This window comes from Actinomyces howellii, from assembly GCF_900637165.1.
GTDB classification, from domain to species: Bacteria; Actinomycetota; Actinomycetes; order Actinomycetales; family Actinomycetaceae; genus Actinomyces; species Actinomyces howellii.
This window is the reverse complement of record NZ_LR134350.1, coordinates 327,277-340,328: the sequence shown is the minus strand read 5'-3', so window position 1 is coordinate 340,328 and position 13,052 is coordinate 327,277. Positions and strand designations below refer to the sequence as shown.

Here is a 13,052-nt window from a genome sequence, read left to right as displayed (position 1 = left end):
CCCGACGCCCCGGGCGCCGGCACCTAGAGGCGGTCTGCCGGGCCGGCTCCCTGACGCAGGACCTCGGGGACGTCGGCGGTCAGGTCGAGCACGGTCGTCGGCTCCGTGGAGGTGACCGGCCCCTCGACGACGACGTCGATGAGATGGCCCAGGGAGTCCTCGATCTCCCAGCCCGAGGACTCCGGCTCCTGACGACCGGGTCGGATAAGGGTCGAGGACAGGAACGGCGCACCGTGCTCGGCGACAAGAGCCTGGGTGATCGCGTGGTCGGGGATGCGCACCCCCAGAGTGTGCTTCCTGGGGTTGAGCGTCATCCTCGGCACCTCCTTGGTCCCCTTGAGGATGAAGGTCCACGGTCCCGGGGTGAGCCGCTTGATGAGCCTGAAGGCGTTGTTGCCCACGATCGCCAGCGGTCCGGCCTGGGCGAAGTCGGCGCACACGAAGGTGAAGTTGTGCTTGTCGTCGAGCTGGCGGATCCTGCGCATCCGTTCCATGCCCTCCTTGTTGCCCGGCGCGCAGGCCAGGGCGTATCCCGAGTCGGTCGGGTAGGCGATGAGACCGCCGTCCTCGAGGGCGTCGACGACACGGCGCACGAGACGGGCCTGCGGGTTGACGGGGTGGAGCTCGACGTAGCGCGACATGCAGCCATTGTGCCCCGCGACACCGCCTGGCGCCCGACCAGTGCCCGATCAGTGCCCGGCCGCCCCACCCCGGCCCGCTCCCGACCACCGGAATCCCCGCAGGTGATCCGCCGAGTTCATGAAAATGATTTTCATCATTTTTGGGGAGAAGATGAGTAGCGTTTTCATGTTTGGCGTCCAGGATCACGGTGGCGTACATTTCCATGTCAAGGCGATCGGTTTCAGTGCGGCACGGCCGTCCCAGGTCCTTCGCACAGGCAGTCGATGCAGCGATCGCCACGACGACCAGCAGACGAGCGCGACGCCGCGTCCCGCTCGACCACGAAGGAGTGACCATGACCGCCACCACCGAGCACCGCCCCGCCGAGGCGCACAACCACACCCACGGCCCCGGATGCGGCCACGAGGCCGTCATTCACGGCAGCCACGTCGACTACATCCACGACGGACACCTCCACCACGAGGACAACGGGCACTACGACGAGTGCGACCAGTGCTCCTGCCCCGACTGCACCGACTCCTGCGCCACCTGCCAGTGCGCGGACTGCTCGTGCCCGACGTGCAACCACAGCGTGTGCTCCTGCGAGCACTGCTCGGACTCTTGCTCCTCGTGCGCCTGCGAGGACTGCAGCTGCGCGACCTGCACCCACGCCGCCTGAGCCCCTGACCGGGCAGACAGCGCCTGGCAGCCACCGGACAGGGTGTTCACAGCCCCTGCCGCGGGATCATGCTCCCGCGGCAGGGGCTGTGCGCTGTGGGTCTCAGGCAACCGGTCCCTGCGCCGAGGTCCTGTCCTCAGGCACGGCGTCGACCCCTGCCTCCTTGCGCTGCTCGGCGGTGATCGGGGCGGGCGCCTGGGTCAGGGGGTCGAAGCCACCGCCTGACTTGGGGAAGGCGATGACGTCGCGGATGGACTCAGACCTGGTCAGCAGGGCGACGATCCGGTCCCAGCCGAAGGCGATCCCGCCGTGCGGCGGGGCCCCGAACCTGAAGGCGTCGAGCAGGAAGCCGAACTTCTCCTGGGCCTGGGCCTCGTCGATGCCCATGACCGAGAAGACGCGCTCCTGGACGTCCCTGCGGTGGATACGGATGGATCCGCCGCCGATCTCGTTGCCGTTGCACACGATGTCGTAGGCGTAGGCCAGGGCCGAGCCGGGATCGGTGTCGAAGGTGTCCATGCACTCGGGCTTGGGAGAGGTGAAGGCGTGGTGGACGGCGGTCCAGGCCGACCCGCCCAGCGCGACGTCGCCGTCGGCCCTCGCCTCGGCCGAGGGCTTGAACAGCGGGGCGTCGACGACCCACACGAAGGACCAGGCCTCCTCGTCGATGAGCCCGCAGCGCCTGCCGATCTCCAGTCTCGCCGCCCCCAGCAGCGCCCGGGAGGCCTCGGGGGAGCCGGCGGCGAAGAAGATGCAGTCACCGGGCTCGGCACCTACCGCACGGGCCAGGCCCTCGCGCTCGGCCTCGGAGATGTTCTTGGCGACCGGGCCACCGAGCTCACCTTCGGCTGAGACCGTGACGTAGGCCAGGCCCCGCGCACCGCGCTGCTTGGCCCACTCCTGCCAGGCGTCGAAGGTGCGCCGCGACTGCGAGGCGCCCCCCGGCATGACGACGGCGCCGACGTAGGGGTTCTGGAAGACACGGAAGGAGGTGCCTGCGAAGTAGTCGGTGAGGTCGACCAGCTCGCACCCGAAGCGCAGGTCCGGCTTGTCGGTGCCGTAGCGCTGCATGGCCTCGTGGTAGGTCATGTGCGGGATCGGGGTGTCGAGCTCGTGGCCGCTGAGCGCCCAGACCTCGCGCAGGACGTCCTCAGCCACCGCGATGACGTCCTCCTGGGTCACGAAGCTCATCTCGATGTCGAGCTGGGTGAACTCGGGCTGGCGGTCGGCCCGGAAGTCCTCGTCACGGTAGCAGCGTGCGATCTGGTAGTAGCGCTCCATACCCGCCACCATGAGCAGCTGCTTGAACAGCTGGGGGCTCTGCGGCAGGGCGTACCAGGACCCCGGCGACAGGCGGGCAGGCACGAGGAAGTCGCGGGCGCCCTCGGGGGTCGAGCGGGTGAGGGTCGGGGTCTCGATCTCGACGAAGTCGTGGCCTCCCAGGACCCGGCGGGCCGCCTGCGACACCTCGGAGCGCAGCCGGATCGCGCGTTGCATCGGGGAGCGGCGCAGGTCGAGGTAGCGGTACCTCAGACGTGCCTCCTCCCCGACCTGGCCGACGTCCTCGGCGTGGTCCGAGACCTGGAAGGGCAGGGGGGCCGCCGTGTTGAGGATCTCCAGGCTCGTCACGACGACCTCGACCTCACCGGTGGGCAGGTTGGGGTTGGCGTTGCCCTCAGGACGGGCGGTGACCTCGCCGGTGACGAGCAGGACGAACTCGGCGCGCAGGTCGTGCGCGACCTCCTGGCGGATCACCACCTGGGCGATGCCGGAGGCGTCTCGCAGGTCGATGAAGGCGACTCCTCCATGGTCCCGACGCCGATCCACCCAGCCGGTGAGGGTGACGACCTGGCCGATGTCTGAGGGGCGCAGTGATCCTGCGTCACGGGTGCGCAGCACGGTGCTGGTTCCTTCCGCTGGGGGCACTGAACCGGTGCCCGTCGGGGCGCACCGCGAGACGGGCGGGCGCTGGCGTGATCCTACGACGGCGGCCCGCAGGCTCCTGCGTCCCGGCGGGCGCCGTGACGCGGTCGACACCGTCGACCCGTGTCCTGTCCGTGTCGGGGCGTGCCCCGGGAGGGGCTCAGGCGAGTCTCTCGGTACCGGAGCGGTGCCGGTCCAGCCGCCACCGGTTGAACACGACCACTGCCGCCAGGACGCACAGCAGGACCGCCAGGGCCATGACCCCTGTACCGATGAAGGGGAAGGACTGCGACCTGACCTCCACGGCCCTGGACTGGGGGTCGTCCTGGTCCGGGACGGCCGGCAGCAGCCTCGTGCCGCCATAGGTCGTCTGGGCGGTCGGGGTGGCCGCTGATGACGGCGGCGCCACCGTGGAGCCGCCCCCGATGACCGTGACGTCGCCCACCGTGAAGTAGGGGCTCTTGTTCGTGTAGTCCGCGGTCCGCACCTTGCTCGTGGGGACGTCGGGGCCGGCGGTCACCGAGAACCGCAGCCAGTGGACGCCCTTGCCGACGTCCTCGGGTATCTCGACTGCCCCGGAGGCCGTGCCGTCCTCGCCGACCTCGAGGACCGCCAGGACCCCACGGCCCGCGGCGCTACCGTCCTCCAGGACCAGGGCCCCGTCGTCGATGAGGATCTGGACGGTGGCCCCTTGGGGGAAGCCGGACAGCGTGAAGGTGAGGGTCCCTCCGACCGCGACCGTCGAGGGGCTGACGGTCGAGGCCGTGCCCGTCGTCGACTCCCCCGTCGTGACGACCGCGGCCGCCGGGGGGTGGATGAGCCCGGGAGCCGCGACCATGAGGACGACGGCGACGACGAGCAGCCGGGAGGCCAGCCCCTCCCGCCGTGCCACGAGTCCTGCTCGTGAAGCACGTGTCGCGCATGTTCGCAGCCGGTGCCGCACCGCCGTCCTCTCCGCTCGTCGCCCGGGAGATCGTCTCACACCTGCGCGTGTCCGCGACGTCGCGGCACGACGGTCGCCGGCCGGACCAGGAGGATGACGGCTCCCGCCGCCAGGGCGAGCAGCCCTCCGGCGGTGACGAGCATCCAGTCCCCCGGACCCAGGAGCCCGTGGCCCGGCTGCTCGGCGCCGATGGTCAGGACCGCGGTCCCCTCGCTTGCCGGGGCGCTGACCGCCGCGATCTCGAGCTGGGCCCATCCGAGAAGCTCGGAGTCCCTGTCCGCGATCGCCACCTGATAGGTTCCCGCCCCGAATCCTGAGACGTCGATGGACACCGACTGCGCCCCGTCGACCTGGACCCAGCCGGCTGTCGTCGCGCCGGGGTAGACGAACACGGCGACCCAGTCGCCCTCCTTGGCCTTGCTCGACGGCAGGATGAGAGTGACCTTGTCCCCGTTGCGGGTACCCGACAGGGAGCCCGCGTTGGACGCGTCCAGGTCACCGGGGCCGCTGACCGGGGACGAGGGCTCGGTCTCAGGCTTGGCGTTGGGGTCGGTGACGGCCTCGGCCTGACCCGGGCCCGGCTCCTCGGCGGGTGCCTCCGCCACGGCCGCCTCAGGCGTGCTCCGCTCCTCCGGCTCGACAGCCGTCACCGGCTCGGAGGTGGGCTCGGGCGCCTGCGCGGGGTCCTCGGGCACGGGCTCGGGCTCGACAGGCTCGACAGGCACGACGGGCTCTGTCGTGGGCTCGGCAGCCGGCTCGGTGGCCGGTTCCGACGGAGGCTCGGCAGTCGGCTCGACGGAGGGCTCGGCACTGGGCACCGACGTCGGCTCGGCACTGGGCACCGACGTCGGCTCGGCACTGGGCACCGACGTCGGCTCGACAGTCGGCACCGACGTCGGCTCGACAGTCGGCACCGACGTCGGCTCGACAGTCGGCACCGACGTCGGCTCGGCACTGGGCACCGACGTCGGCTCGACAGTCGGCACCGACGTCGGCTCGGCACTGGGCACCGACGTCGGCTCGACAGTCGGCACCGACGTCGGCTCGGGCGAGGGCACGACAGTCGGCTCGACAGTCGGCACCGGCGTCGGCTCGGGCGTCGGCTCGGGCGAGGGCACGACAGTCGGCTCGGGCGTCGGCTTGGCAGGAGGCTCCGGGGTGGGCTCCGGGCTGGGGGGCGGTGGCTCGACGGGGGCTGAGGGGATATCGACCCGTGTGGCCGTCAGTGCCCCGTCGGACACGGCGGTGACCGTGTAGCCGCCATCGGCTGGCGCACCGGCGGCCACGAGGTCCGCGATGTCGAGGACGAAGCTCGTGCCGGCGAAGTAGGCCCGCACGGTGACCTGGCGGACCGTCCCGTCCGGCAGCGTGAGGGCCAGGGCCACCTTGAAGATCCCGCCGATGGACGTCGTGCGGTCGAAGGTCCACCCCGTGCCCACGAGCAGCGAGCCGGCCCGCTCGAGCGCGGCGCCCTCGGCAGGCTGCGGGAGACGCACGTCGAGCCCGATGGTGTCGACCAGGACCCAGGAGCTCTCGCTCGAGGCACGCCACTCGATACGGTAGGTGCCCTCATGGGGGTCCATGTCGTTGGTGAACGGCCACAGCGGCAGGGCGTAGTGCGCGGATCCCGCTGCGAACTCCGGGTAGATGACACCCGCCTGGAACCAGCCCTCGTCGTCGACCAGACGGACCTGGACGGCCACGGAGTTCGTCGTGGCGTTGTCCGGGGCGTTGAGCGGGGCACCGCTCGCGTCGGTCCACCCCGACAGGTGGAGCACCGGCCGGTCGGTGCTCGTCGAGCTGATGTAGTCGCGACCGGGCTGTGCGACCACGACCGAGGGCCCCTGCACGCCCGCGTCGGCGAGCGCGGCGGCGGGACCCGCACCGAGGTTGGCCCCGACCGCTGTCACGAGCACCAGGCAGAGCACCGTGAAGGCGGCCAGCACGAGCCGCGCCACCGGTGCGGGGAGCGAGCCGTGCCTCAGGAGGCGGCGAGAGAAGGATGTCATCTAGTCGTACTCGTGGGATTCCGTGGGAACAGGTGGGCGCGTGCTCTCAGGGCGGCTCCAGGGAGACGACGACTACCGTGCCGGCTGGTATCGGCTCCGATACTCGTCATCGTGTATTGATCGTATCGCCCATCGCGCTCGATCAGGTCACACTCGCAGCACAGGTGCGTACGCGCCGCCGCCCGACAAGGCCCCGGTCGCCGGTCTGGCCCCTCCCCGTCATCGTCTGCCCCCGGGAGGAACCGCGTTGTTGCAACGAAGAATGCGGCCGGTCGCACCTGATCGACCCACCCAGGAGCCGTCCCGAGGCTCAGGTCTCTCTTTCATCACGACTCGCCTGCCTCCTGCGGCACCCGGCGGCACAGGTACCGGCTCACGCCTGCTCACTGCTGCTCACTGCCGTGCTCGCAGCCCGACGCAGCCGGACGAGGACGGACTGCGAGAACCGAGACGACCGGGACGACCGAGATGACCGAGATGACCGAGACGACCAAGACGACCGGGATGACCGAGATCACCTGTGACCTCGTGCAGCACAGGCTTGTCCGACAGCCGCTCGACGACCGCGGGCCATAGGCTTGCCCGCAGGAGTGATCCGCGCTGTGAACCCCGTTCGGGATCCGCGCCGGCCCCGTTGCACGCCGTGCCGGGGCCGGGCCGACGGAACCCCGCGAGTCTGTGCGTCGAGCCCCTGGTCCGCCTCTCGTCGTCAACGAGCGAGCGGGCGGTCGGGGCGAGTGTGGTGGGTGCGGTGCGGCAAGAGCGGAGGCTGACCGGTCTCCCCCACGCTCCGCAACCGGTCCTCAGACAGGACCAGAGACGGGAAGAACTTCATGACCGCCACCAGCCCGGGATCCAGCACGCCCTCCCACGACGGCCCCGTGAGCATCAACGACCTCTTCGACGCCGATCCCGCTTCCGCGGAGCAGGCAGTCGCCGCTCCTCCGCGCGCCGCCGGCGAGCCGGGCACCGCCGGGTCCTTCGACACCCCCGCCTCCTCGGACACCCCCGGGGACCCCCTCGACGTCGAGCACGAGGACGAGGACGACGACGTCGACCGCGCCAGGCCCGAGGAGGACCCCGAGCACCCCTGGGACCGCCCGGAGGAGGACGACCTCGCTGCCGACCTCGACGAGGAGGAGGTCGACGGGCACACCCCCTTCGTCGACACCGACCCGTCCACCGACGACGCCTCCGCCGACCCGGCCGAGGTCACCTTCGCCGACCTGGGGCTGCCCGCTGACCTGCTCAAGGCCGTGACCGACATGGGCTACCAGACCCCGACCGCCATCCAGCGCGAGGCGATCCCGGTGCTCCTGTCGGGGCGCGACGTCGTCGGGGTCGCCCAGACCGGAACGGGTAAGACCGCCGCCTTCGGACTGCCGCTGCTCGACGCGGTCGACGCCTCCGACGGCTCGGTCCAGGCCCTCGTCCTGGCCCCCACCCGTGAGCTGGCCCTGCAGAGCGCCGACGCGATCACCGACATGGCCCGTCGCTCACGAGGGCTCGACGTCGTGGCCGTCTACGGCGGGGCCCCCTACGGACCGCAGATCGGTGCGCTCAAGGACGGCGCTCAGGTCGTCGTCGGGACCCCCGGCCGCGTCATCGACCTCATCGACAAGGGAGCGCTGCGCCTGGACGCCGTGCGCTACTTCGTCCTGGACGAGGCCGACGAGATGCTGCGCATGGGCTTCGCCGAGGACGTCGAGACGATCGCGGCGTCCCTGCCCGAGCAGCGCCGCACCGCCCTGTTCTCGGCCACGATGCCTCCCGCCATCCAGGCCGTCGCACGCCAGCACCTCACCGACCCCGAGCGCATCGAGGTCTCCCGCCAGTCCTCGACGGTCGACACCGTCCACCAGACCTACGCGGTCGTCCCCTTCCGGCACAAGATCGGCGCGGTGGCCCGCGTCCTGGCCGTCACCGAGGCCCAGGCGGCCATTGTCTTCGTGCGCACCAAGTCCACGGCTGAGGACGTCGCCATCGAGCTGGCGGGGCGCGGCATCCAGGCCGCGGCGATCTCCGGCGACGTCCCCCAGCGAGAGCGGGAGAGGCTGGTCGAGCGCCTGCGCGCCGGCACGCTCGACGTCCTGGTGGCCACCGACGTGGCCGCCCGCGGCCTGGACGTCGACCGCATCGGGCTCGTCGTCAACTTCGACGTCCCCCGCGAGGCCGAGGCCTACGTCCACCGGATCGGCCGCACCGGACGGGCGGGGCGTCACGGCGAGGCCGTCACCTTCCTGACCCCCAAGGAGAAGAACAAGCTCCGCCAGATCGAGCGCCTCACGGGCACCCGGCTCGAGGAGATCACGCTCCCCTCCCCCGCCGACGTGTCCTCCCACCGCGCCAAGGCCCTGCTCGAGCGCGCCACGGCGCGCCACGAGCGCGGCCGCCTGGGGATGTACGCCGACCTCGTGGAGACCGCCACGACCGAGCTCGGCATCGACTCCCTGGCCATGGCCTCGACCCTGCTCGCCCTCGCGGTGGGCGACGAGGGACCCCGCCGCGCGGAGCCCGGTCAGGAGCGGGAGGACCGCAGGCGACGTCGCGAGGAGAACCTCGACGCCGAGGGCAGCTTCGTGTCGGCGTCCTTCGAGGGCTCGCGCCGCGACCGCAACGAGAGCAAGCGCGGTGCCGCACGCGGTGGCCGCCGCCAGGAGGAGGGGACCGGGACCGTCTACCGCATCGAGGTCGGTCACCGCGACCGCGTGCTCCCCGGGGCCATCGTCGGCGCCCTGGCCAACGAGGGCGGCATCTCGGGCTCCGACATCGGCAAGATCGACATCCTCCAGTCCTTCTCCCTCGTCGAGATCCACACCGAGCTCAGCCCCGACCAGCTCGAGGCCATGGGCCGGGCGACCTTCGGCGGCCGGGAGATGCGCATCCGCCCCGACGAGGGCCCGGGACACGGCTGGGACGGCCCCAGGGACCGCCGCCCGCACGACTCCGCCGAGCGGCGCGCAGGCCGCGGCCGTTTCGAGCGCGACGAGCGCCGGGGACCGCGCGGCTCCGGGCGCTTCGAGGACAGGCGTGACCGGGGTGACCGGCGTGAGCGCCGGGACTCCGACCGCTGGCAGGACCGCTCCGAGCGCGGCTACCGGGGCGGGGACCAGCGACGCGAGGGACGCGAGGACCGCCGCTACGACCGGCGCGAGCGGCGGGACTCCGACCGCTGGCAGGACCGCCCCGAGCGCGGCTACCGGGGCGGGGACCAGCGACGCGAGGGACGCGAGGACCGCCGCTACGACCGGCGCGAGGACCGCGGTGAGCGCACCGACGGCGGCCGGCGCGGGTTCCGCTCCGAGGGTCAGGGCAGGGGCCGGCGCGACAACCGCGGTCACCAGCGCGGCGACCGGTGGTGAGCGCCCTGCCCGGCCCCGGCGGGGAATAGACGGGCCGTGACCGGCGTTGCCCCGGCTGAGACGCCACTGAGACCGTACTGAGACGATGCTGACCGCACGCCGGGCAGACACGAAGGGGACCTGTGACAGCTGCCGGCCTGTACCTCGTCAGTGTCGTCGTCCTCGGCCTGGCAGCTGCGGCCCTGCGTCTTCCCCCGCTGGTCGGCTTCCTCACCGCCGGGCTCGTCCTGTCTGCCGCGGGCGCCCCGCGGCTGGAGGTCGTCGGCTCACTGGCCGACCTGGGCCTGGCGCTCCTGCTGTTCAAGGTCGGCCTGCGGCTGCGGCCTTGGCCGCTGATGCGCAGGGAGGTCCTGGGCTCCGCCCTCGTCTCGACGACGCTGCTCACCGTCCTGGGCGCGGCGGTCGTGCTCGCCGTGGCCGCGGTCTCGGGGAGCGTGGACGCACCCGGCCTGCCAGGGCTTCTTCTCATCGGTCTCGCCCTGGCCCTGTCCTCGGTGGCCGTGCCCGTCCGGCTGCTGGAGGCGCGTGACGACACGCGCGCCGTCTACGGGCGCGTCGTCTCAGGCGTGCTCGTGCTTCAGGTGCTCGGGGCCGTGCTCCTGCTCACCATCGCGCGGGCGCCCGCCCCCAGCCCGTGGGCCGCTGCTCTCGTCGTGCTCTGGCCGGGCTCCCGGCTCCTGGGCGCGGTCCTCGACCGGATCGACCACCGCGAGATGCGCACCCTGTTCGGGATCACCACCGCGCTCGTCCTGGGCTACGCCCTCTTCGAGGCGGCCGGCGTCGACGGCCGCCTCGGCGCGCTGGTCACCGGCGCCCTCCTGGCCCGCCACCCGTCCGCCAGGGAGCTCGCGGGAGCGCTGAGCACGATCGAGGACGTGCTCATCGCCTGCCTGTTCGTGTCGATCGGACTCGCCGCGAGCCTCTCGGTGGCCTCGGCGCTCCTCGCGGCGGCCATGGTCGCGGTCCTCCCGCTGCGCTCGGCGGTCCACACGGCGGTCGTCCGCGCGGGCAGGATGCGCCGACGCACGAGCGTGCTCAGCGGCCTGCTCCTGGGACCGTACAGCGAGATGGCCCTCGTCCTGGTCGCCGTCGGGATTGACCTCGACCTGCTCGACAGAGCCTGGGCACCCGGCGTCGCCCTGGGCGTGGCTCTGTCCCTGACCGCCTCGGCGGTGGTCAACCGCGCCCCGGCCAGGCTGGTCAGGAGCCTGAGCGAGGCCCTGCCGCGCCGTCCCCGCGACGACATCCACCCCGCCGACAGGCCCTTGGACCTCACCGACGTCTCCGCGGTCGTCTTCGGCATGGGCCGGGTGGGTCGCTCGACCTACACCCGTCTCTACGAGGACGGCATGACAGGGGTGCTCGGCATCGACAACGACGCCGCCAAGGTCGCCTCACTGCGACGGCGCGGCTTCAACGTCCTGGAGGCGGACGCCACCGACCAGGAGTTCTGGGAACGTCTCGACGCCGTCCACGCCACGACGGCGGTCCTGGCCATCCACGAGCCCGGGGCCAACGTCAACGTCCTGGAGTGGCTCAACCGCTCCAGCTTCGACGGGGAGGTCCTCGCCGTGGCCAGGACCGACGACGAGGCGCGGGCGCTGCGCCGTGCCGGAGCGGACACGGTGCTCAACATCGAGGACGGCCTGGGCTCGGCGGTGGCCCAGGCCGTCACGACCGGACGGGCGCCGCAGGGCTTCGACTCGGCAGCAGCCTCGCCGGAGCAGGCCGCTGCCCCCGAGGACCGGGAGACAGGCGGCTCTCCCCGGTCCCGCCACCCGCAGCGCGCCCCGGTCGGGGCACGCCCTCGCCCAGGACACCCCTGACCGCGGTGACCCCACGACCCCCGTTCGCCCCTCGACCCGCCTGGAAGACCATCGATGACCCTCGCTGTCCACCTCGTCGCCGTCGTCGTCCTCGGCTTCGCCGCCGCTGTGCTCACGATGCCGCCGCTGGTGGGGTACATCGCCGCTGGCTTCGCCCTGGGCGCCCTGGGGTGGCCGACACCGGGCTGGATCGAGACCGTCGGGGACCTGGGAGCCGCCCTCCTGCTGTTCTCCATCGGCCTGGACCTTGATCCGCGCACCCTGGGACGCAGGCTCGTCGCGGGCACCGCGGCGATGACCATGGTCGTCATCACGGCGGCAACGACCCTGGTCATCGGGGCGGCGGTCCTCGTGGCGGGCCTCGGTGTCGGGCGCACCGCCGGCTGGCCGGCCGCCCTCATGCTCGGCTTCGCCCTGGCCTCCTCCTCCACGGTCGTCATCATGAAGATCCTCGAGGACCGTGCCGACGCCACCTCCCTCTACGGGCGTGTCGCCGTGGGCACCTCGATCCTGCAGGACACGAGCTCGATCGTGCTCCTCGTGTTCATCGCGGGCTCGGTGCCCAGCCCCTGGGCGCTGGTCGTCGTCCTGCTCGTCCCCGGCGCCACGGTGCTGGGCCGGGTCCTGGCGCGCGTGCGCCACCGCGAGATGCTCGCCCTGCTCGGCGTCGCGGTCGGCCTGGTCCCCGGCTACCAGCTCTTCGAGGCGGTCGGGCTGCCCGGGACCCTGGGAGCCCTCGTCATGGGAGCGCTGCTCGCCCGCCACCCCCGGGCCGTCGAGCTGGCCGAGTCCTTCCGCCCGATCCAGGAACTGCTTCTCGTCGCCTTCTTCGTGTCCATCGGCTCTGCGGGCCTGCCCTCCGCCGGCTCGCTCATCATGGCGCTCATCCTCGTGGCCCTGCTCCCGCTGCGCTCGGCGGCCTACACCGCCGCCCTGTGGTACTACCGGCTGCGGCACCGCTCGGCCGTGCTCACCGGGCTCGCCGTGGCCTCCTACTCCGAGCTGGCGCTCGTCGTGGCCTCCGTCGGGGTGTCGCAGGGGATGCTGGGCGCCGAGTGGCTCCAGAGCCTGTCGGTGGCTGTGGCCCTGTCCTTCGTCGTCGCATCGGTCGTCAACAAGCGCCCCGGTTCCCTCGTGCTGCGGCTGTCCCACCGGATGCCCGACCACGCCCCTGACGCGCTGCACCCCGCCGAGGCGCCCCTGGACGTCACCGGTATCGAGGTCGTCATCTTCGGAATGGGTCGAGTGGGCCGGACGGCCTACCGGCGCCTGTGCGACGAGCTCGTCACCGACGACGGCGTGCCCGACGAGGCCACGGTGCCGATCCCGGTCATGGGAGTCGACTCCGACGCCGACAAGGTCGCCGAGCTGCGCGCCCAGGGACTCAACGTCGTCGAGGGCGACGCCACCGACACGGACTTCTGGCAGCGCCTGGGCACCGGCGCCGTGGGCACCGCGGTGCTGGCGATGTCCGACCCGGGGGCCAACCTCGCCGTGCTCGACTGGATCGAGCACCATGGCTTCGCCGGAGAGGTCATGGCCGTCGCCAGCTACGAGGACGAGGCGCGCAAGATGCGCGAGCGGGGCGTGAACACCGTCATCAACGCCTACGACGGGATCGGCTCGGCACTGGCTGAGGCGGCGCAGCACCGCTGGCCGGCCACCGCCATCAACGCCGGCGCCTGACCG

The 13,052-nt window shown here is 72.2% G+C and carries 8 protein-coding genes; 4 read left to right on the top strand and 4 right to left on the bottom strand.

The window, feature by feature from the left end; all coding sequences use genetic code 11:
• Positions 1 to 23 precede the first annotated feature (23 nt).
• The gene (locus EL245_RS01485; protein ID WP_126381422.1) at positions 24 to 641 is read right to left on the bottom strand and encodes an L-threonylcarbamoyladenylate synthase; all 618 of its coding nucleotides are present in this window, start codon (positions 639 to 641) and stop codon (positions 24 to 26) included.
• A gap of 335 nt (positions 642 to 976) precedes the next feature.
• Here EL245_RS01485 and EL245_RS01480 point away from each other — a divergent pair, with 335 nt between their 5' ends.
• Positions 977 to 1,300: a hypothetical protein gene (locus tag EL245_RS01480; RefSeq protein ID WP_126381420.1), complete on the top strand. Its 324-nt coding sequence runs from the start codon at positions 977 to 979 to the stop codon at positions 1,298 to 1,300.
• Between the two features lie 102 nt (positions 1,301 to 1,402).
• Here EL245_RS01480 and aspS read toward each other — a convergent pair whose 3' ends face one another.
• From aspS to EL245_RS13485, 3 genes are all read right to left on the bottom strand, one after another.
• Entirely contained in the window at positions 1,403 to 3,199 is a 1,797-nt protein-coding gene (gene aspS / locus EL245_RS01475) for an aspartate--tRNA ligase (RefSeq protein WP_126381418.1), read from the bottom strand.
• 184 nt (positions 3,200 to 3,383) lie between these two features.
• Positions 3,384 to 4,115 carry a hypothetical protein gene (locus EL245_RS01470; protein ID WP_232009824.1) on the bottom strand — a complete coding sequence of 244 codons (732 nt, stop codon included), beginning with the start codon at positions 4,113 to 4,115 and terminating at the stop codon, positions 3,384 to 3,386.
• Between the two features lie 86 nt (positions 4,116 to 4,201).
• A complete protein-coding gene (locus EL245_RS13485; RefSeq protein ID WP_126381416.1) occupies positions 4,202 to 6,175 on the bottom strand; it encodes a hypothetical protein in 1,974 nt (657 codons plus the stop codon).
• An 833-nt stretch (positions 6,176 to 7,008) separates the two neighbouring features.
• Between EL245_RS13485 and EL245_RS01460 the strand changes: the two genes are divergently transcribed.
• The 3 genes from EL245_RS01460 to EL245_RS01450 all read left to right on the top strand — a co-directional run bounded on the left by EL245_RS01460 (position 7,009) and on the right by EL245_RS01450 (position 13,049).
• On the top strand, positions 7,009 to 9,537 hold the full coding sequence (locus tag EL245_RS01460) for a DEAD/DEAH box helicase (RefSeq protein ID WP_126381414.1): 2,529 nt from the start codon (positions 7,009 to 7,011) through the stop codon (positions 9,535 to 9,537).
• Between the two features lie 122 nt (positions 9,538 to 9,659).
• A complete protein-coding gene (locus EL245_RS01455; RefSeq protein ID WP_126381412.1) occupies positions 9,660 to 11,363 on the top strand; it encodes a cation:proton antiporter family protein in 1,704 nt (567 codons plus the stop codon).
• Positions 11,364 to 11,417: 54 nt separating this feature from the next.
• Positions 11,418 to 13,049 carry a cation:proton antiporter family protein gene (locus EL245_RS01450; RefSeq protein WP_126381410.1) on the top strand — a complete coding sequence of 544 codons (1,632 nt, stop codon included), beginning with the start codon at positions 11,418 to 11,420 and terminating at the stop codon, positions 13,047 to 13,049.
• The last annotated feature ends 3 nt before the right edge of the window (positions 13,050 to 13,052 follow it).